Annotated in this window: 23 protein-coding genes and 1 rRNA gene; 17 read left to right on the forward strand and 7 right to left on the reverse strand. The window is 30.8% G+C overall.

What is annotated here, in order from left to right; translation table 11 throughout:
* Positions 1–52: 52 nt before the first annotated feature.
* The 3 genes from BDW31_RS07145 to BDW31_RS07155 form a co-directional block, all read right to left on the reverse strand.
* Positions 53–1,264, reverse strand: coding sequence for a YihY/virulence factor BrkB family protein (locus tag BDW31_RS07145; protein ID WP_053026912.1), 1,212 nt, complete (start codon positions 1,262–1,264; stop codon positions 53–55).
* Between the two features lie 198 nt (positions 1,265–1,462).
* Entirely contained in the window at positions 1,463–1,747 is a 285-nt protein-coding gene (locus BDW31_RS07150) for a YtxH domain-containing protein (RefSeq protein ID WP_037551134.1), read from the reverse strand.
* Positions 1,748–1,752: 5 nt separating this feature from the next.
* Positions 1,753–2,217 carry a low molecular weight protein-tyrosine-phosphatase gene (locus BDW31_RS07155; protein WP_037551133.1) on the reverse strand — a complete coding sequence of 155 codons (465 nt, stop codon included), beginning with the start codon at positions 2,215–2,217 and terminating at the stop codon, positions 1,753–1,755.
* 141 nt (positions 2,218–2,358) lie between these two features.
* Between BDW31_RS07155 and BDW31_RS07160 the strand changes: the two genes are divergently transcribed.
* Genes BDW31_RS07160 through BDW31_RS07170 form a run of 3 tightly spaced genes read left to right on the forward strand, consistent with a single transcriptional unit; the run spans position 2,359 to position 4,395 of the window.
* Positions 2,359–2,568, forward strand: a complete 210-nt coding sequence (locus BDW31_RS07160; protein WP_076689932.1) for a DUF1128 domain-containing protein — start codon at positions 2,359–2,361, stop codon at positions 2,566–2,568.
* 13 nt (positions 2,569–2,581) lie between these two features.
* Positions 2,582–3,829, forward strand: coding sequence for an aminopeptidase (locus tag BDW31_RS07165; RefSeq protein ID WP_037551132.1), 1,248 nt, complete (start codon positions 2,582–2,584; stop codon positions 3,827–3,829).
* Positions 3,830–3,861: 32 nt separating this feature from the next.
* Entirely contained in the window at positions 3,862–4,395 is a 534-nt protein-coding gene (locus BDW31_RS07170) for an acyl-CoA thioesterase (RefSeq protein ID WP_070582094.1), read from the forward strand.
* A gap of 132 nt (positions 4,396–4,527) precedes the next feature.
* On the opposite strand, the gene yfkAB is transcribed toward BDW31_RS07170, so the two are convergent.
* On the reverse strand, positions 4,528–5,667 hold the full coding sequence (gene yfkAB, locus BDW31_RS07175; RefSeq protein ID WP_180535414.1) for a radical SAM/CxCxxxxC motif protein YfkAB: 1,140 nt from the start codon (positions 5,665–5,667) through the stop codon (positions 4,528–4,530).
* A gap of 153 nt (positions 5,668–5,820) precedes the next feature.
* Between yfkAB and BDW31_RS07180 the strand changes: the two genes are divergently transcribed.
* From BDW31_RS07180 to BDW31_RS07210, 7 genes are all read left to right on the forward strand, one after another.
* Complete coding sequence (locus BDW31_RS07180) at positions 5,821–5,982, forward strand: SE1561 family protein (protein ID WP_011275386.1); 162 nt, start codon at positions 5,821–5,823, stop codon at positions 5,980–5,982.
* A gap of 89 nt (positions 5,983–6,071) precedes the next feature.
* Positions 6,072–6,590, forward strand: coding sequence for a type 1 glutamine amidotransferase domain-containing protein (locus BDW31_RS07185; protein WP_085060334.1), 519 nt, complete (start codon positions 6,072–6,074; stop codon positions 6,588–6,590).
* A gap of 289 nt (positions 6,591–6,879) precedes the next feature.
* Positions 6,880–7,692: a monofunctional peptidoglycan glycosyltransferase SgtB gene (gene sgtB, locus BDW31_RS07190; RefSeq protein WP_037551125.1), complete on the forward strand. Its 813-nt coding sequence runs from the start codon at positions 6,880–6,882 to the stop codon at positions 7,690–7,692.
* Between the two features lie 206 nt (positions 7,693–7,898).
* Positions 7,899–8,702 carry a recombination regulator RecX gene (gene recX, locus BDW31_RS07195; RefSeq protein ID WP_037551123.1) on the forward strand — a complete coding sequence of 268 codons (804 nt, stop codon included), beginning with the start codon at positions 7,899–7,901 and terminating at the stop codon, positions 8,700–8,702.
* Positions 8,695–9,009 (forward strand): YfhH family protein, encoded by a 315-nt coding sequence (locus BDW31_RS07200; protein WP_053026914.1) that lies wholly within the window; start codon positions 8,695–8,697, stop codon positions 9,007–9,009. Before recX ends, BDW31_RS07200 begins: the two co-directional genes overlap by 8 nt.
* 15 nt (positions 9,010–9,024) lie before the next feature.
* Positions 9,025–10,536, forward strand: a complete 1,512-nt coding sequence (locus BDW31_RS07205) for an ATP-binding cassette domain-containing protein (protein ID WP_110709455.1) — start codon at positions 9,025–9,027, stop codon at positions 10,534–10,536.
* Positions 10,537–10,745: 209 nt separating this feature from the next.
* Positions 10,746–11,336 (forward strand): teichoic acid transporter, encoded by a 591-nt coding sequence (locus BDW31_RS07210; protein WP_258365734.1) that lies wholly within the window; start codon positions 10,746–10,748, stop codon positions 11,334–11,336.
* 56 nt (positions 11,337–11,392) lie between these two features.
* Here BDW31_RS07210 and BDW31_RS07215 read toward each other — a convergent pair whose 3' ends face one another.
* The gene (locus BDW31_RS07215; RefSeq protein WP_037551119.1) at positions 11,393–12,370 is read right to left on the reverse strand and encodes a metal-dependent hydrolase; all 978 of its coding nucleotides are present in this window, start codon (positions 12,368–12,370) and stop codon (positions 11,393–11,395) included.
* Between the two features lie 143 nt (positions 12,371–12,513).
* Between BDW31_RS07215 and mutY the strand changes: the two genes are divergently transcribed.
* From mutY to BDW31_RS07230, 3 genes are all read left to right on the forward strand, one after another.
* A complete protein-coding gene (gene mutY / locus BDW31_RS07220) occupies positions 12,514–13,560 on the forward strand; it encodes an A/G-specific adenine glycosylase (RefSeq protein ID WP_037551116.1) in 1,047 nt (348 codons plus the stop codon).
* Between the two features lie 122 nt (positions 13,561–13,682).
* Positions 13,683–14,225 (forward strand): nucleoside tri-diphosphate phosphatase, encoded by a 543-nt coding sequence (gene ntdP / locus BDW31_RS07225; RefSeq protein WP_011275396.1) that lies wholly within the window; start codon positions 13,683–13,685, stop codon positions 14,223–14,225.
* A gap of 164 nt (positions 14,226–14,389) precedes the next feature.
* Positions 14,390–16,126: an ABC transporter ATP-binding protein gene (locus BDW31_RS07230; RefSeq protein ID WP_085060329.1), complete on the forward strand. Its 1,737-nt coding sequence runs from the start codon at positions 14,390–14,392 to the stop codon at positions 16,124–16,126.
* A 184-nt stretch (positions 16,127–16,310) separates the two neighbouring features.
* Here BDW31_RS07230 and BDW31_RS07235 read toward each other — a convergent pair whose 3' ends face one another.
* Both BDW31_RS07235 and BDW31_RS07240 read right to left on the reverse strand, forming a co-directional pair.
* The gene (locus tag BDW31_RS07235; RefSeq protein WP_011275398.1) at positions 16,311–17,405 is read right to left on the reverse strand and encodes an FUSC family protein; all 1,095 of its coding nucleotides are present in this window, start codon (positions 17,403–17,405) and stop codon (positions 16,311–16,313) included.
* 155 nt (positions 17,406–17,560) lie between these two features.
* On the reverse strand, positions 17,561–18,850 hold the full coding sequence (locus BDW31_RS07240; protein ID WP_110709459.1) for a glutamate-1-semialdehyde 2,1-aminomutase: 1,290 nt from the start codon (positions 18,848–18,850) through the stop codon (positions 17,561–17,563).
* Between the two features lie 81 nt (positions 18,851–18,931).
* Between BDW31_RS07240 and bcp the strand changes: the two genes are divergently transcribed.
* The 4 genes from bcp to BDW31_RS07260 all read left to right on the forward strand — a co-directional run.
* A complete protein-coding gene (bcp, locus tag BDW31_RS07245) occupies positions 18,932–19,387 on the forward strand; it encodes a thioredoxin-dependent thiol peroxidase (RefSeq protein WP_037551109.1) in 456 nt (151 codons plus the stop codon).
* Between the two features lie 5 nt (positions 19,388–19,392).
* Entirely contained in the window at positions 19,393–20,343 is a 951-nt protein-coding gene (locus tag BDW31_RS07250) for an NAD(P)-dependent oxidoreductase (RefSeq protein ID WP_110709461.1), read from the forward strand.
* Between the two features lie 93 nt (positions 20,344–20,436).
* The gene (gene perR / locus BDW31_RS07255; protein ID WP_011275403.1) at positions 20,437–20,889 is read left to right on the forward strand and encodes a peroxide-responsive transcriptional repressor PerR; all 453 of its coding nucleotides are present in this window, start codon (positions 20,437–20,439) and stop codon (positions 20,887–20,889) included.
* Positions 20,890–21,487: 598 nt separating this feature from the next.
* Positions 21,488–21,580, forward strand: a 16S ribosomal RNA gene (locus BDW31_RS07260); the annotation flags it as partial.

The following is a 21,580-nucleotide window of genomic DNA, read 5'->3' on the forward strand; positions in this document are numbered from 1 at the left end:
GGCGATAAACCGTTGCCTCAACCTTTTATTAATTTAATTAGTAATTAAACACTTATTTTTTATTATCATCGTCATTATTAGTAAATTTATCTTTAATTTTCTCAGTTAATGAAGCATCTTCTTCATCTTTATCTTCTGGATCTTTATCGACTTTATAGTCTTCATCTTTGCCAGTAGCTGTATGTTTATATTCATAAGTAGTATCTTCATTATAGTGGTTCTGGTTATTATCATCATGGTCGAGCGCTGCTTCTTCAGGGGTTTGTCCTTTAATAACATGTCTCTGATGGATGATTGCATTAATTTCAGCACCAATAATAATGATAAAACTTGTTAAATATAACCAAATTAATAAGATAATAATACCTGCGATACTGCCATAAGTCTTAGAGTAGTTTCCAAAATTTGAAATGTAGAAACCAAATGCGAAAGACCCAAGTAACCAGATAACTGATGTAAATATAGCTCCTGGTAATACTGATTTTAGTTTAGTTTTAACGTTTGGAGCTACTGAGTATAGAATTGTAAATAGAATCAAAATAATAATTAATGGTAATACAACTCTAATTAAACTAAAGATCCATTTAACTTGACTATCTAATCCAAGAGGACCGAATAAGAAATGAGCAATAACTGACCCCATAGTAGGTAATGCCATGGCAACTAAAAATACGACGCCTAACACAATTGTGAAAATAACACTTAGTATCTTTAAAAGAATACCATTTCTATTATCTTCAACATCATAAGCTACATTGAATGAATTCATAATTGCAGTCATACCATTTGAAGCTGACCAAATTGCTAAGATTAACCCGATAGAAAGTAAACCGCCACTAGAATTTTTAGTGACATCGCTAATTACATCTTTAATAAGATTCGATGTGTCAGCAGGTGCATTACTTAATAAACCGGTGATTTGGCTTTGGTCTAAGTTAAATAATGGTAACAATGTTAATAGGAAAATTAACATTGGGAACATAGCTAATATAAAATGATAAGTCATTTGTGCTGCTAAGCCTGAAGCGTCATCTTTGCCTATTCGATAAATTAAATAAGAAAGAAAATTAGATTTTTTTGTATACTTAGCTGGTTTGTTTAACCGTGAAACGAAAAAGACTTGATTCTCTTTTTTTGGTTCTTTAGATTGAAATTCTTGAGGCTCTACATATGTACGATCAACATTAATTTTATCTTGATTCTTCTCTTGCTCGTCTTTAATAGAGTTAAGATACTTCGAGTTTGATTTATTTTCTTTTGACATAACAATCTCCTTTGCTTTAACCACATACATTAATTTAAATAGTAAAATAAGCGGGACAGAAACCTGTTATATAATAAAGATTTCATTGTCCCGCCTTACTATGAGTGAAAAACAAAAATAATATTTTACTTATCACTTTCAGTTAGTTTTTATTTTAACTAAAGTTATAAAAGAGATTTAGCTAAAATAAACAATCAATTATTGACCAATGCGTTTATTCTTACGTTCAACGAAAGTATCTTTAGCATCTTTAATTGATTTTTCTAATTCTGGGTTATTGCGACGAATTTCTTCAATTGTATCTTTCCAATATAATACTTCGTCTTTAATAGAATTGAATTTAGAAGGTTTGCGTGTACGATTACCTTCTTTAACATCTTTTACAGATTGAACTAAAGCGTTACGTGTTGATTTGTCAGCTAAAGTAGCAGCACCACCAACAATAGCGCCAATTAAAATACCAGGAATTAATTTGTTTTCCATTTTATTTACCCCTCTTTCAAATTTGCATCTTTGACGATGAAATCAATTAGATTGTCACAAGATGATTGTACCATTTCATATACACCTTCAAAATTATTAGTGTAATAAGGATCTGGCACATCACTCTCTTCCATGTTACTAAATTCGAGCAATTTGAACAATTTTCCTTTTATATTAGGATTGATGTTTTGGATATTATCAACATTGCTCTGATCCATAGCAATAATATAATCAAAATCATCACTTGATTCAAATAACTCACTAATCATACCATCAAAAGGTATATTATGGCGATTAAGAATATCTTGAGTACCTTCATGAGGAGGTTCTCCAAGGTTCCATTTACCTGTTCCTCTTGAATAAACGTTAACGCCTGAAATGTTTCTATCTATCAAACGTTGACGCATGATTGCTTCAGCCATAGGAGAGCGACATATGTTTCCTAGACATACAAATGCTACATCTACCATATTCTATTCCCCCTAATTAATCCTATATAAACCATTTTATATTTATTTTAAAATTTTATAAAGACATAATAATACTATATCCGATAAAAGTTTGTTAAATTATCATACTTTGATAGAATATTGTATTAAAGAGGTGATAACGTGAGTCAAAATAATAATGAAACAATGATTGCAGATATTAGAAAAAAATTAAATATTGTTAATCAAGGTTTGTTAAATCCGGCTAAATTTAAAAATGCCAATCAGCATGATATAGAAGAAATTCATAATTTTGTTATGTCTAAAGATTCTTTTTCACCAAGCGAAGTTACAGCAATTGCTGATGAGTTGGGGAACTTACGTCAAGATTAGGGAGGATGATGATATGACTTCATTAAGTTATAACAAGAAATTACAACAGTATGCAGAATTATTAGTTAAAATAGGTATGAATATACAACCTAAACAACCTGTTTTTATTAGATCTTCAGTTGATGCCATCGATTTAACACGTTTAATTGTTGAAGAATCATATAAAGCTGGAGCTTCAGACGTAAAAGTAAATTATTCAGATTCTAAATTAAATAGACTTAAATTTGAGTATGAATCAGTAGATTACTTTGAAAATCATGCAGTTAAATCGTATGAAGTAGATGAACGAATGGATTATGCTAATCGTGGCGCTGCAAATTTAGCTTTACTTAGTGGTGATCCAAACTTGCTAAATGGTATAGACCCTGAAAAACTTAAAGCCAATCAAATGAGTTATAGTCAAGCATTCAAAGGATATATGGAAGGAAGTCAAAAGAATGAGTTTCCATGGGTTGTTGCTGCTTTTCCTTCTAAAGATTGGGCTAGACGTGTTTATCCAGATTTAGATGAAGAAATTGCATTAGAGAAGTTTATTGATGAAGTGTTTGATATCGTAAGAATTGACGGGAACGATCCTATTGAAAATTGGAAAAAACATATAGAAAACTTAAGTGTACATGCTAAATTGATGCAAGAAAAAAATTATAAAGCGTTACATTATCAATCCGAAGGGACAGACTTAGTTGTAGGACTTCCTAAAGGACATATTTGGGAAGATGCTACGAGCTATGTTAATGGCAATCAACAAGCTTTTATAGCTAATTTACCAACTGAAGAAGTTTTTACAGCACCTGATCGTAACAACGTTAATGGATATGTAACAAATAAACTACCATTAAGTTATAATGGTACAATCATCGATGGCTTTACATTAACGTTTAAAGATGGACAAATTGTAGATTTCAAAGCAGATAAAGGCGAAGATGTGCTTAGAGATTTGATCAATACTGATGAGGGTTCTAAGCGACTAGGAGAAGTCGCTTTAGTACCTGATGATTCTCCAATTTCAAATCGTAATACTATTTTCTACAACACGTTATTTGATGAAAACGCATCATGTCATTTAGCCATTGGTTCGGCATATGGCTTTAATGTTGAAGGTGGTACTGAAATGACGACTGAAGAAAAAATTGCCAGTGGTCTTAATGATTCAAATGTCCATGTTGACTTCATGATAGGAAGTGCAGATTTAACGATTTATGGAATTAAACAGGATGACACTAAAGAATTAGTGTTTAAAAACGGCAATTGGGCTCAATAAAAATAGAAATTAAAATAAAAGGGGTATAACGCATGTCAAATTCTCAAGGTATTCGTAAATCAATGTCTGAATCAAAAAGTTATAAAGCTAAACAAGTATTTCCTCAAGACACCAATCATCACCATACAATGTTTGGTGGTTCATTGATGGCTAACATAGATGAAATTGCAGCCATTACTGCAATGAAACATGCTAATGCCCAAGTAGTCACAGCATCAACTGATTCTGTAGATTTTTTAAGACCAATCAAAACAGGAGATATTACTTCTTATGAAGCGATGGTTAGTTATGCAGGTACAAGTTCAATGGAAGTTTGTGTTCAAATAATTATTGAGGATGTATTAAATAAAGAAAAACATTTAGCAGCCTTAAGTTTCTTAACTTTTGTTGCATTAGATGATAATGGTAAGCCAGTCCAAGTACCAGATGTCTATCCAGAATCAAAAGTTGAAAAATGGTTCTATGAAAGTGCGCCTAAGCGTGTACAACGTAGAAAAGATAGAAGAGAAGAAAGTAAAAATACTATTGAATTTTTATCAAATGCACAACATATTGAAGAATTATAAATCACGGACAAGTTAAACGTTGTAACTAGTATATTATAATTCTCATAAAACAGAACTAAGCACCACATAAAATTATTCTAAAACTCACTTTATGTGGTGCTTATTTTATAGATATATGTGAATTATTGATGCTTAACTAAAAATATTTTCTGTGTGCATTTCTATTTCTTTCTGTTTGAAATCAGTGTTTGGATAATACATGTTTTTCACTAATACATTAGGGCCTAAACAATGAAATGCCTCACAATGACAATTTAAAGATTTTGCTAAATCTGAAGTGAGCCATTTATTAAATACATCAGTCAATTTGTCTGTTTTTATATTTGAGATGGTACCATTTTCATCTCCAAAGTCTGTTACAATGACATCTCCACTAAACACATTTACATTTAAGCGACTTCGTCCATCAGGATCATTTCGTGTTGTCACATTTTTTGCATCTCTTAAGCGTTGTAATAGTGCTTGATCATTTTCGTCATTAATACATGGATAGATAGGTAACGTACCAAACAGCATCCATACATTCTCATCTCGAATATCTAATAAATGATGAATTGCTTGTTTCATTTCTTTTAGAGAAAGAACATTTAATTGACTTGCGAAATCTGCTGGGTACATAGGATGAACTTCATGACGACTGCATTTCATATCATTAACGATTTCTTTATGAATTTTATCTAAGTAAGGTAAAGTACTCTGATTTAACATCGTTTCAGCTGAAACAAACATACCTTGACTTGATAGGGTACTCGCATTATCTAACATCTGTTCATATAATTTTAATTTTGCTTTTAAAGGTGGTTGTTTTTTCATGGCCCCAAAGCCAACATCAGTAAATTCTTGTATAGTCCCCCAATTATGTGAAATGTGCATAACATCTATGTATTCCGCGATATCTAAATAACGATCTTGAGGCAACGTTAAATTAGAATTCATTTGAACATAAATACCTCGATTTTTCGCGTATTTTAATAAGGGTTTAACGATATTTTTAATTGATTTCTTTGAGAACATTGGTTCTCCACCCGTGATTGACATTGTTCTTAATTGAGGTATTTCATCTAAACGACGATAAATAATATCCATAGGTAATGCATCGGGATCTTTTGTTTGTAATGTATAACCAACTGCACAATGGCTACATCTCATATTACATAGCGTTGTGGTTGTAAATTCTATATTACTCAACGTCAACTGTCCGTAATCTTCAATATCGTTATAAGCTTCCCAAGGATCATTTGAAATTGAAATGGGTTTTTTCTGATTTGTCATCCACATATTTATTACTCCTAAACTAAAAAAATTCCTCTATTCGTTGCAAAAGTACATTAAACATTATTAAGATTATATCCCTTTTTGTCAAATTCTGTTAGGATAAAATTAACGTATTGTTAAATAAAATCATATAAAAAAGGAGAAACATTTATGAATGAACAACAAACAATGGAACAAATTAAAACGAGATTATCAAAATTCTTAGAAGATATTGATCATGTTAATCCTGATGAAGTAAGTGTTGAAGACATTGATGAATGGATTGGGTTACTAGATCAATTAGAAGAAAAAGTAAAACAAGTGTCTAACTAAATAATAACCGGTTAAGTTCAACTATGTTTAATAACCTTCTATTTCGTCTATATAATAAATATAATTCGAACAAGAAAGGTGATTAGTACATGACTAAAAAAGTAGCAATTATCTTATCAAATGAATTTGAAGATATTGAATTAACTAGCCCTAAAGAAGCAATTGAAGAAGCTGGTTTTGAAATAGAAATCATTGGTGATACTGCAAATGCTGAAGTAGTAGGTAAGCATGGTGAAAAAGTTACTGTAGACGTAAGTATTGCTGATGCTAAACCAGAAGATTATGATGGACTTCTAATACCAGGTGGATTCTCACCAGACCATCTTCGCGGAGATGCAGAAGGTCGATATGGTACGTTTGCTAAATACTTCACTAAAAATGATGTTCCAGCATTTGCAATTTGCCACGGACCTCAAATTTTAATTGATACTGATGATTTAAATGGACGTACGCTAACAGCTGTACTTAATGTACGTAAAGATTTATCAAATGCTGGTGCAAACGTAGTAGATGAATCAGTTGTAGTTGATAAAAATATCGTAACTAGTCGTACACCAGATGACTTAGACGATTTTAACAGAGAAATTGTTAAACAACTTCAAGCATAAATCTTGTTGATGTAAAGCTTGAATATTATTCGATATAATCTTATACGTCAATTTTACAAATTCACAGTATTTAATGAACTGAGAAGAGACTTTAATATGTTCCTTCTCGGTTCTTTTTTTATTCAAAAATTTAGTTATAGTAATTTAATGACTTAACTTCAGATATTGGTCTCATAGTCATATATTCTCATACACCTTGGGACCGATTTTTCGCTTTAAGTATGGCTTATTATAAGAACTACTGTTAAACTCTCAAATATAGAGTGAGTTTAAGTAAAGGAGCTACCGCATGAAAAGAAGCCAAAGAATGAACAACTCGCCTGAGAGACATTCACAATACCGTAATGAACCACATTACAATACGTATTATCAACCTGTAGGTAAACCACCTAAAAAGAAAAAGAGTAAACGCATATTTTTACGTCTGTTTATTATATTTATCATCATATTTGCATTGTTTATCGGATTAATGTATTACTTATCTTCTAGAGCAAATGTTGATGACCTTAAAACTATTGAAAATAAAAGTAGTTATGTATCTGCAGACAATATGCCTGATTATGTAAAAGGTGCATTTATTTCAATGGAAGATGAACGTTTTTATAAACACCACGGTTTTGATGTAAAAGGTACAACACGAGCATTGTTTTCAACGATAGGGGATAGAGATGTTCAAGGTGGAAGTACAATTACGCAACAAACTGTGAAAAATTATTATTATGATAATGAACGTTCTTTCACTAGAAAATTAAAAGAATTGTTTGTAGCACATAAAGTAGAACAACAATATAGTAAAAATGAAATATTGAGCTTCTATTTAAATAATATTTATTACGGTAGCGATCAATATACAATCGAAAGTGCCGCCAATTACTATTTTGGTACGACAGTAAATAAAAATAGTGATAGTATGTCTCAAATTACAGTATTACAAAGTGCGATATTAGCTAGTAAGGTCAATGCACCTAGTGTTTATGATATAAGTAATATGTCTGTTAACTTTAAAAATAGAATTAAAACAAACCTTGAAAAAATGAAACAACAAGAATATATATCTGATAGCCAATATCAAGAGGCATTAAGTCATCTAAATAACTATTGAATTGTTTTGCTTGCGTATATATAAAATTCGTAATTATAATTTAGTCTTCATAAAGTAGTCATAATTTAAATGAACTTTATGAAGACTTTTTATATAGGTAAAACATTTTGTGTAATGCGATAAGTGATATAAAATAATGTTTGTTAGAATATTTTAAACTGAATGAGTTAATAGAGAACATATATAGAAGTTAAGGTGGTGGGTATATGACTAAAATTACGAAAATAGAAGTACAAAAGAATAACAAAGAGCGATTTAATTTATTCTTGGATGAAGTATTTGAAATGGGAATAGATATCGATACACTTGTAAAGTTTAATTTAAAAAAAGGTCAAATTCTTGAGCCATCAGATATGGAGAATATTCAAAAGTATGAGCATTATCGTTTAGGTATTAATATGGCAATTCAATACTTATCATATAAAAAGAGAACTGAAAAAGAAGTGCGACAACATTTGCAACAAAATGAAATAAGTGACATAGCGATCCAACAAGTTATAGATTATTGTTACAAAGAATCGTATATTAACCATGAAGATTATGCTGAAAGCTTAAAGAATACCATGATAAACACTACTGACAAAGGTCCTGAAATTTATAGACAGAAATTATATCAAGTTGGAATTGAACCTAATATTATAAATACATATGTTCCGATTTACGAAGAAGAGCAATCATTTGAAGCGGTAATTGAAGTTGCCAAAAAAGTTATGAAAACTAAAAAAGGCCCTGAAATTAAAATACGTCAAAAGGTACTTCAAAGTCTGATTCAAAAAGGATATTCTATGGATGTTGCACAACAGGCAATAGCTGAATTAAATTTTGAACAAGATGAAAATATATTAGATGATTTATTGCAAAAAGATCTTGAAAAAGTATATACAAAACAAAGGCGTAAGTATGACGGACAACAATTAGTAATGAAGACGATAGAGTCACTTATGAGAAAAGGATATAAATATGATAAAATTAAATCAAAATTAGAAGAAAGTGGTATTTCAGATGAATGATAAAAAGCTAAGTGAAATGTCTGAGCAAGAATTAAGATATGAAATACAAACATATAAAGAAAAAATGCGTAAAGCTGAAATGAATGGCATCATGAATGAGTACGATGTATATCAAAGTAAAGTTATCATTGCTGAAAGTTACTTAGTCGATTGTACTAAGGTAGTGCTCGGTAGAATGTATAAACTTAATGATGGAAGCGACCAATACTTCAAAGTCGAACGATTAAAAGGTGTATTTGCATGGGGATATAGAATTAATAGTAAGACCCCTGAAGAAGGATTGCCACTCGCTTTATTAAAAATTTAGAAGGATGTAACATGAATGGGAAGTTCAATAGTCTTAAAAATGCTCAATGTCACGCATTATTATAGAAGTAAGAAAAATAGAAAGTGGTATTTACCATTTGGTTATGCCGCAGAAGACATAGAATTAAACAATATTTCACTACATATATATCAAGGTGAGGCTTTAGCTATTATTGGCGAGCCAGGGGCTTCTAAAACTTTATTAGGTAGGATAATGGCTAGTGACATTAAACCTGATAGAGGTAAAATTAATAAATCGGTCTCTACTTATTATGGTGATATAAAAGACAAACATTTAATACATATAACAGTGCGACAATATGTAAAAGAAATTCAAAGATTATTTTCTTACGAAACAACATCGCACAGTGTTGATCAAATTATCAAATTTGCACATTTAGATGATAAGTCTACGTTTAATATAAATATGCTTAGTCACTCTGATTTTGCACAATTAATCTTAAGCATTGCACGTGTATGTCGAAAAGAATTGATTATTTTAAACCATATCATTGAACATCTTGATGAAGACTTTTTAGAGAAAGCAAAACAATTGTCGAAAGACTATGTTAACGATAATAATTCGTTAGTATTCATCGATAATGATCTTGGAAAAGTTGAAAAAGTAAGTAATTATGTAGCATGGATTTCACATGGGCAAGTGAGGATGGAAGGTTCACTAAATCAAGTTTTACCTGTGTTTAAAGAACATGAGCAAGATCGAATGGGTATAGGAAATGATGAAGAACAGCAAAATTTTGATTTAGATTGGAAAGAAAGTCGTAGTCGACTCCCTGAAATGAGCTATAACTTTAAAAGAGTAGAAAGATATAGACATGCGAAAGTTCCTGATTTTGTCGTGAGGTTTTGGACAATTTTGATTGCAAGCTTGATTTGTTTGGCCATCGTTGGAGCATTAGTCATTAACAACATTGGGCGCTTTGATGTTCCTATAATTGAAGCTCAAAAGAAAGTTGAAAATAAAGACTCATTTGAGGAAAAATTGGCATATGGAATCGTATTAGACGACTCGATAACGTTAAATGGTGATTCTAATACAAAAGTTCCTAAATACGCACTTTTAACATTAACAGGTGAAAATTCAAAAAAATATCGTGTTAATATCGATAATCAAGATTATGTTGTAGAAAAACATAAACTACAATATTTTAACCCAGCAGCTTTATATGAGTCGCATTCATTTAAAAAATTATCTCCATATATGAAATCAAATTATAGTAATTTTGTAGATTATTATAATAGCCATTTACATAAAAAACATGATCGAGTTAAAAAATCACTTGTTCCCGATAAGGATTCTAGATATGTTGTAGGAGTAACGCAACAACCAGTTGAAATGTTGTTTAATGATCAAGATAAATTAACAGGATTTGTTTTTCCAATAATTAATAAAGATGAACTTAAAGATAAATATCATATTAATCAAGATTTATGGATTGTTAAGTCAGGTGATGGATATTTAATCGCAGATATGAAAAATAGTAAGTGGATATACATTGAATTGTAGGTGTAAAAATGATAGATAACATTTTATTATATATAAAACTTTTCCCATCACTAATAAAGTTTACTAAGCAACGTATAATAGATACTTGGAAATGGTTTGCAATTCTCTTAATTGTTGAACTTGTCTTAGTATTAATAGCACTAATTATACTGTCGTTTATTGAGATTGAAGATCTTAGTAAAGCTAGGTGGCTATATAGAATTTTTGCTATGATTACATTTGCTACAATGTTTGCGACAATTTTTAAATCTTTTAAAGAGTATAGTCAAGATTATTTAATAACTAAGTCGTTCCAATCAACACCTTTGATAATTACAGTTGCGAACACACTTATCGGAAGTTCTATTTGTTGTATATTATCAATTATTACTTTATTGTTTAAACCAGTGAATCTCGATGCATCTTTCATTGCATTTATTGTATTTTATATAATGATGATTCTATTTATAATATTCATATCTGTTACTTTAGGATTGTTAGATATTATATATAAAAATATGACTATGATATTCTGGTTAGCTGTAGTTATAAACTTTTTTATAGTACCTATTATTTTTATTCCTTCTGCAAATGAGAATTTAATGATTCAATTGTTAAAGTTAAATCCTCTGTTTTATTTAATTGATGGATTAGCGACTTCTACGATTTATGGCGTAGTGAATATGTATAATATTTCATATCATATCTATTTCATTTTAATAATAGTAACGATTGGAGCAATTAATTTTATGCTTATGAGATATGTAGCACATTCAAAATATAAATACTCCTCTAATATAATTGCGACAAAAAATAAATAAAAGAGTGAATCAGAATCATAGTGTCGTTTATGGTTCTGGTTCACTCTTTTTAAAATTTAATTAGAATATAATTTTTTTTGTAATTTTTCTTCAGTGAAAACCCATCCTATATATGAGTGATCTATATTGTTATCATTATCGACATGTGCTATTGCTGCAAAACTATAGTGCCCTTTATTTAAATAGCGTAAATCTATTAGACGAACTTCTGTAGTGTCGTCATCCAGCTTACGAGTTTGCCATCGATAAATTGATGAGAAGTTTAGAAATGTTCTAATGTCTTTATTACTTTTAATCTGCCAGAGTAGAGTATCTGGAGAAAATTTCTGTCGTTTAACTTTATCACTAAAGACAACATATCGACCAAATGCTCTTCCAACATAATCATGTTCTTCTGTTTGAATAGCAACGCGCCATTCCATGAATTTCATCGTAGGTGCCACAAATATTTTAACAGGATTATGTTGTGCTTTTATCTGGCTTAATGCTTGCTTTTTAATGATACTCTGCATTTTGAAACGAATAATATAATAAATGATGAATATACCAATAATTGGAAAGAATACTATGAATGGATGTACACCGAATAACCAAACGACAATCCCTACACAAAGTATAATAAATATGATTGGATCGAATGTATTAATAACACTTAATTGAATCCACTTGTTTGTGAGTGGACGCAAAGCTTGAGTACCATAAGAATTAAATATATCAACAAACACATGTAAAAATACTGCTAACTGTGCCCATAACCATATATGCGTTGTATCTACTCCTTGGAATAAAACATAAATAATAAATGTGATCAGTATAGGCCACAAAATTGTAAATGGTATAGAATGAGTGATACCACGATGGTGTGAAATATATGTGGCGTTATTTTTCAATTTTAAAACGGTGTCACCATCTGGAATTAACGATCCGGCAATTAAGGTTGTAGCAGTAGCTGCCATAGTATTTGCCATAGCTGGATCTTGACTAGCTAGAGCAGTTAATCCAACACCTATTGCTATATGCGTGGCTGTATCCATAACGTTCACTCTTTTCATGTTAATTTAATATATATTATAATCTAAAAATTGAAATAACGAAATTAAGAAACTTATTAAAATAATATTAGTTTGCTATAAACTGATTAGATGAAATAAATAATTAGATTGGAAAGGATGTAAGTATGTTAAATGAATCTACATTTAAAAAGAATTTAATACAGTGGTTTAATGAAAATCAAAGAGAAATGCCGTGGCGTGAGACTTCTAATCCATATTATATTTGGTTGAGTGAGGTTATGCTTCAACAAACACAAGTTAAAACCGTTATTGACTACTATCATAAGTTTATTAGCCGTTTTCCAACCATAGAAGACTTGAGTCAGGCAAATGAAGATGAAGTGCTTAAATATTGGGAAGGTTTAGGTTATTATAGCCGTGCACGTAACTTTCATACTGCTGTAAAAGAAGTGGCATCTGAATACAATGGCGTCGTTCCTTCAACACCAGATCAATTTGGAAAACTTAAAGGCGTTGGTCCATATACACAAGCAGCTGTATTGAGTATAGCATTTAATAAACCTTTAGCAACCGTTGATGGTAATGTCTTTCGAGTATGGTCTAGATTAAATAATGATCAAAGAGATATTAAATTGCAATCAACACGAAAGGCATATGAAAAAGAATTACAGCCCTATGTTTATCATCATTCTGGTACTTTCAATCAAGCAATGATGGAATTAGGCGCATTAGTTTGCACACCTAAGAATCCGTTGTGCTTATTCTGTCCTGTTCAAGACAATTGCAGTGCTTTCAAAGAAGGGACTGTGTTAAATTTACCAGTAAAAACTAAAAACATAAAGAAGAAAACGATTCAGCAACATGTATTTTTAGTTAGAAATGCAAAAGGGGAATATTTAATTGAGCAACGACAAGAGCGATTGTTAAATGGTATGTGGCAATTTCCTATGTTTGAAGCACCAAATGCATTGGAACAATTAGAGAATAAATTAGGAACGTCACTATCGATAGCTGAGGAAATAGTATTTAAACTTAAACATCAATTCACTCATATGACTTGGGATATTAAAGTATATAGTGTAATTGAGACAGTATCTCTTTCTAAAAAAATGATGGAAGACTATAAACTTGAGTGGATGAATTTAAATCGCCGTGATGAATATACATTACCTGTATCAATGGATAAAATATATAAATATATAAATGGTTGAAAACATAAATTTATAGTTGATTTTTGGAGGCTATATTAAAAATAGTAACGCATCTTTAAAGACTTAATTAAAATTATGATATAATCTAAAGTGCGAAAATTACTAAAAGGGTGGTGTGGAGTATGGTAAAAGAATCCATACCTAAAGAAGGAGAAAATATAAAAATTCAAAGTTACAAACACGATGGTAACATTCATCGAGTATGGTCTGAAACGACGATTTTAAAAGGAACAGATCATGTTATTATCGGTGGAAATGATCATACTTTAGTTACTGAAAGTGATGGTCGCACGTGGATTACTCGAGAACCGGCAATCGTTTATTTTCACTCAGAATTCTGGTTTAACGTTATTTGTATGTTTAGAGAAGATGGCATTTATTACTATTGTAATCTTTCATCACCATTCGTTTGTGATGAAGAAGCTTTGAAATATATTGATTATGATTTAGACATTAAAGTTTATCCTAATGGTAAATATCATCTGCTAGATGAAGATGAGTATGAACAACACATGAATCAGATGAATTATCCACACGATATCGATGTTATTTTACGCCGTAATGTAGATATTTTACAGCAGTGGATAGAACAAAAGAAAGGTCCGTTCGCCCCTGATTTTATAAAAGTTTGGAAAGAGCGTTACAAAAAAATTCGAAATTACTAAGCATAAAAGATGTAATTGCTACATATATGTTTTATAGTACTTGAGTAATAATAAGCAGAGGTTGAATTTACTTTAAAGTTGCAAAAGGAGATGCTTGCAATTGAAAGTTTCAACCTCTATTAATTTTCTAAAAAATTGAATTGAAAATTATAGGGGGGACTAGTATGATACGACGCTATTTAGAATTTGTTAAACCTTACAAATATCGTATAATAGCGACGATAATTATCGGGATTATAAAATTCGGCATTCCTATGTTAATTCCTTTACTTATCAAATATGCAATTGATGGCGTTATTAATAATAGTGCACTTTCTACGAATGAAAAATTTCAACATCTAAGTGTAGCTATCGGCATAGCTTTATTTATATTCTTAATTGTGAGACCACCAATCGAATACTTACGTCAATATCTTGCACAATGGACGAGTAACAAGATTTTATATGATATTCGAAAACAATTATATAATCATTTGCAAGCTTTAAGTGCTAGATTTTATGCGAACAATCAGGTAGGGCAAGTTATTTCAAGAGTGATAAATGATGTAGAACAAACTAAAGATTTTATTTTAACCGGTTTAATGAACATATGGTTAGATTGTATAACAATTGTCATTGCACTATCCATCATGTTTTTCCTAGATGTTAAGTTAACTTTCGCAGCTATATTCATCTTTCCATTCTATATTTTGACAGTGTATTTCTTCTTCGGTCGTTTAAGAAAATTGACTCGTAAACGTTCGCAAGCTTTAGCTGAAGTACAGGGATTTTTACATGAACGTGTACAAGGTATGTCTGTCATTAAAAGTTTTGCGATAGAAGATAATGAAGCTAAAAACTTTGATCATAAAAACCAACATTTTTTAAATCGAGCATTTCAACATACGTCATGGAATGCCTACTCATTTGCAGCAATTAATACTGTGACAGATTTAGGACCAATTATCGTTATTGGCTTCGGTGCCTATTTAGCCATTAATGGTTCAATCACTGTTGGTACACTTGCTGCATTTGTAGGATACTTGGAACAATTATTCGGACCACTGAGAAGATTGGTTTCTTCTTTTACGACACTAACTCAAAGTTTTGCATCAATGGATAGGGTATTCCAATTGATGGATGAAGATTACGATATAAAAAATGGTATTGGCGCTCAACCTATTGAAATTAAACAAGGGCATATTGAGTTGAAGAATGTAAGTTTTAAATACAATGAAGATGAATCGACTATACTAAAAGGTATAAATCTTAATATTAATAAAGGTGAAACAGTAGCTTTTGTAGGTATGAGTGGTGGTGGTAAGTCAACCTTAATTAACTTGATACCTCGCTTCTATGATGTATCTGAAGGTGAAATATTAATAGATGATCATAATGTTAAAGACTTTCTTACTGGTAGTTTAAGAAATCAAATTGGTCTAGTCCAACAAGATAATATTCTTTTCTCAGATACAGTGAGAGAAAATATCTTACTAGGTCGCCCAGATGCTACTGAGGAAGAAGTTATTGAAGCAGCTAAAATGGCAAATGCGCATGAATTTATAATGAATCTTCATGATGGCTATGATACTGAAGTAGGGGAGCGAGGCGTTAAATTATCTGGTGGTCAAAAACAACGTCTTTCAATTGCAAGAATCTTTTTAAATAATCCACCAATTTTAATTTTAGATGAAGCCACATCAGCATTAGATTTAGAAAGTGAAGCAATTATACAGGAAGCATTAGATGTATTAAGTAAAGACAGAACTACACTCATTGTTGCACATAGACTATCAACAATTACACATGCAGATAAAATAATTGTAATGCAAAATGGTGAAATAGTAGAAACAGGAACGCACAAAGAGTTGATTGAAAAACAAGGTGCTTATGAGCATTTATATAGCATACAAAATTTATAGTAAAAAATGAGCTTGTGGCATAATTCAATGCCTCAGGCTTCAAATATATATGCAGTAGTTGACTGGTTAAAATGCACTTGTAACAATCTATTTTAATTCTAGTCAACCTTGCCGGAGTGGTCGGGGGTCAACAAAGAGAATTTCATAAAGAAAATTTTACAAGCTTCGTAACCCCATTTTCTTGTTATAAATCAAAATCCTCATCAGCAATATCTATATCAGTGTCATTGCGGTGATAAGTGAAGAAACTTAATCTTAATCGATCTAAATGTTCTAAATAATAACGATATTCTTCTATTGTAGCAATAATTTGCATGATATTTGAATATGAATATTCTACTTGATAAGGGTTTTGAATTAACTGTTGTTGAAAAGCATCCATTAGATCTTTCTTTTGAGGATTCATGATTTGATTATCAAAATGTTCCACATTGTAACGAGCTTTTTTCGACAAGCTTTTTAAAATTTGTTCGTGGTAGGCTGTTAATGAATCTAATTCTAATTTTATCTGGAAAATTAAATTGTAATTTAGATTGTGAAGATCATTCTGATATCTAGCCATACGATTTAGTACTTCATAAGCTTGTCTTGTAGTGCCTACAACTTCTTTAAATAAAATTTTCTTTCTATTTTGTTGGAAGGCAGCCTTTCTAGTTAATGCTTTTTCTTCATTATAGTAATTAAAAATCTGTTCAAGTTTTGATATACGTGATTCTATTTGTTCTCCATCTTCTTTTATCTGATGATAGTCAGATGCGTCATTTAATACGAGTTTAAACCAAATGAAAATGTCAGAAGCAATATTCACTGAGTTGTGATATATCTTAGTTTCAAATTTGGGTGGTAAAAATATTAAGTTAACTACAGAAGCGCTGACAACACCAATCATTACTAGTATAAATCTAAATGCTGCAGTGACATAGAATGACCCAGTATGTTGTCCCATTATAATAAGCGCTGTTACGCCAGCTAATGTAGCAACGTGAGCTAAATTTAATTTATATAATATAGCAATTAATAAAATGACAGTAACACCCATAATAACGATATTTTTTCCAAATATTGTTACCATTATGACTGCTAATAAAGCACCAATGACATTACCTGTAGCTTGTTCTGAAATAGTTTTAATAGAACGGTAGATATTAGGTTGCATAGCAACAATCGCACTAATTCCTGCTACAGATTTTAAACCGACATTATCAGGTAAGAAAGACGCTATAAACAAAGCAAGAATAATTGCAATACCAGTCTTTAGTATACGAGCTCCTAGCCTCAACTATAACGCTCCTTTAAATATATTTTTATAATAATATTTTAAACTAGTATACACTTGAAGACTGAATAGATACAAGTTTTTGTTTTGATTAATAAAAAACCTACAATAAAGGCAACGTTATAATTCACGCTCCTTTATTGTAGGTTAAAAATTTGCTATTTCATTTGACTAAACGCATAATCAGCAGCTTTAAGTGTCTCATCAATGTCTTTTTCAGTATGCTCTGTAGTTAAGAACCATGCTTCAAATTTTGATGGAGCTAAATTAATACCTTGGTTCAACATTAATTTAAAGAACTTAGCAAATGCTTCTCCATCTGAATTCTCAACTTGCTCATAATGTGTGATTTTTCCATCTGTGAAGTAAAGTGTTAAAGAGCCATATACTCTATTAATAGTTGCTGTAATATTATATTTATCAATTAGCTCTAATAGACCATCTTCAAGTCGTTTTCCTAATTGATCTAATCTTTCATAAACACCTTTTTGTTCTAGTACTTCTAGTAATGCGATACCTGCTCTCATAGAAAGTGGATTACCTGCCATCGTTCCAGCTTGGTAAGCCGGACCTAATGGGGCAACGTGTTCCATGATATCTTGTCGACCACCATAGCCACCAATTGGAAGTCCACCCCCAATTATTTTTCCGAATGCAGTTAAGTCTGGATATACATTTAATAGATCTTGGGCTGCACCATAGTGGAAGCGGAATGCAGTAATAACTTCATCATAAATCACCAATGCACCATAATCGTGAGTAATTTCATTAACTTTTTCCAAGAAACCTGGTTGTGGTTCAACCATACCAAAATTACCAACAATTGGCTCAACTAGCACAGCAGCTACTTCGTTTCCCCAATGTTTCATAGCTTCTTTATATGATTCAATATCATTAAACGGTACTGTAATTACTTCTTTAGCGACACTTTCTGGAACACCTGCAGAGTCAGGAGATCCTAATTGTGATGGACCACTACCAGCAGCTACTAATACTAAATCAGAATGACCGTGATAGGAACCTGCAAATTTAATAATTTTATTTCTCTTTGTATAAGCTCTAGCAACACGAATCGTTGTCATAACTGCTTCAGTTCCAGAGTTTACGAATCGTATTTTTTCAAGTGACGGAATAGCTTCTCGTAATTTTTTACTAAATTCAATTTCTAATTCTGTTGGCGTGCCATAAAGTACACCTTTAGCTGCTTGATCTTGAATAGCTTTAGTTATATGAGGATGAGCATGACCTGTGATAATAGGACCATATGCTTGTAAATAATCAATAAATTTATTGCCATCAACATCATACAAGTATGCGCCGTGTCCTTCGCGCATTACAACAGGAGCACCTCCACCAACCGCTTTATAAGAGCGTGATGGTGAATTAACGCCACCCAAAATATATTCATTTGACAATTGTTGTAGACGTTCACTCTCAGTGAATTTCATCTTATTTCAACCTCTCTTAGTTTAATATTCTTCCGTATTATCGTATCATATAATTAATATAATTAAGAAATAGGTGATATGATGCTCAAAAAAGGTCAAAAATTTCCAGAATTTAAATTAGAAAATCAGAATGGTGAATGGATTACTAATGAGACAATAAAAGGAAGTAAAACAATTATTTATTTTTATCCACGTGATAATACTCCAACTTGTACAACAGAAGCATGTGACTTTAGAGACAACTTAGAACAATTTAATGACTTGAATGTTCAAATATATGGAGTCAGTGGTGATACTAAGAAAAAACATCAAAATTTTATTGCAAAACATAATCTTAATTTTGATTTATTAGTTGATGAGGATTTTCAATTATCTAAAGCAATAGGTGTCTATCAATTGAAAAAATCATTTGGTAAAGAATCAATGGGTATTGTTCGCACAACATTTATTATTGATGAGGATGGCGTTATCATCGATGTCATTGAAAAGGTTAAAGTAAAAACACAAATTGAAGAACTAAATCAAATTTTGGGGTGAAATCAATGAAAATAGTTAGTTTAAAGCGATTAGGAGAAATAGAAGCTTCACTTATAAACAACTACCCGGATTTAGAATTTTACTTTTTCAAGAATGCAATAGATATACCGACAGAACTTAAAAATGAATTAGAGATATTGATTGGCTATGATAGTGGCGTTGATAAGAACTTTATTAATGCTTGTCCAAACTTAAAATGGATCTCCTGGTATGCTACTGGTGTTAATAATCTACCATTAGAAGTTATTAAAGAAAAAAATATTATTTTAACTAATACTAGGGGAATACAGGCTAAACAAGTTTCAGAATTTGTTTTATCCTTCATACTTGATGACTATAAGAAAATGCGCACATCATATGTTAATCAAGTAAATAAAGTGTATGATTCTAAACTAACTGGTAAACGATTGAGCGATGAAAAAGTATTAATACTAGGAACAGGATCGTTAGCTCAACAAACCGTCAAATTACTCAAACCGTTTGAATTGGAAATAATCGGTATAAGTAAATCCGGTCATCATAAAGATGGTTTCGATAATATTTATACAATAGAAGATTTAGAATCACATTTAAATAAAGCTGATATTATTATTAATACATTACCTGAAACTCAAGAAACATATCATTTATTGTCAGAGAGACATTTCAAAATTATGAATGAAAAATGTTTATTTATTAATGTAGGTAGAGGAACCATTGTTGAGGAAAAAATACTTATTAAAGTTTTAAGCCATAACTTAATTCGACATGCATATTTAGATGTATTTGAAAATGAACCATTAGATGAAAATAATGAATTATATAAATTAGATAATGTGACGATTACAGCACATATAACAGGAAATGACAAAAATACAAAAAGTGATGCTACAAAACTATTTGAGAGGAATTTGGATGATTTTCTCAATAAAAATGATGTAATTGAGAATAGAGTCGATTTATATAAAGGTTATTAACGGAAATCGTTCGTACTTATTGACATCACACTTTGGAAACAGTTATATTAATATCAAGTAATAATTATTATTAAGTAGAAAGTGGTGAATCATATGAGTGCAGAATTAGAGTCTATTGATCATGAGTTAGAAGAGTCAATTGCAGCCCTAAGAAGAGCTGGTGTAAGAATTACACCACAACGTCAAGCCATCATTCGTTATCTCATTGCATCTCATTCACATCCAACTGCGGATGAAATTTATCAAGCACTTTCACCTGATTTTCCAAATATTAGTGTTGCGACTATATATAATAATTTAAGAGTGTTTAAAAGTATTGGCATAGTTAAAGAGTTAACATATGGAGATGCATCAAGTCGATTTGATTTTAATACTCATAATCATTATCACGTTATCTGTGAGAAATGTGGCAAGATTGTAGACTTTCATTATCCTCAACTTGATGAAGTTGAACAACTCGCACAGCACATCACAGAGTTCGACGTAACACATCACCGTATGGAAATATATGGTATTTGTAAAGAATGCAAAGATAAAGAAGAATAGAAGTAATAGAAGCAATGGTACTAAACCATTGCTTTTTTTATTAAACTAGCTATAAATGAAAAATAGACACACCTTAAATGATTTATTAATCACGAAAATCATATACACTAGTAATTATAATAGATCCATCAACAAAATAATGCTAAAAATTGTGTAAATTATACTCTTAATTCAAAACAATACATTAGAGGTGAAAATTTAGCCATTATTATGTTACAAAAATGATTGACGTTCCTTTGCAAACTTGCTATTATGTAAAAGTCGTCAAAAACGAATGTAAACTTTCTTGTTTCAGAAATTAATTTCATTAAATTAATGTTAAGAAAGTGTAATTTTGACCATTGAAAAACTTTGAAAGACAATATAAGATATTATTTGTTGAAATAATCAATTAAGTTTTGAATAGAAGAATTTTTCAATAAAATAAAATTTAAAAAATTCTTGACATGATACAAAGATTATTGATATAATTAATAAATGTAGTTGCTTTAAATGAACATTGAAAACTGAATGACAATATGTCAACGTTAATTCCAAAAACAGTAACATATGTTACAAACACTATTTAGTATTATGAGCTAATCAAACATCATAATTTTTTATGGAGAGTTTGATCCTGGCTCAGGATGAACGCTGGCGGCGTGCCTAATACATGCAAGTCGAGCGAACAGATAAGGAGCTTGCTCCTTTG

The organism is Staphylococcus sp. AtHG25 (assembly GCF_003217445.1).
GTDB classification, from domain to species: Bacteria; Bacillota; Bacilli; order Staphylococcales; family Staphylococcaceae; genus Staphylococcus; species Staphylococcus haemolyticus.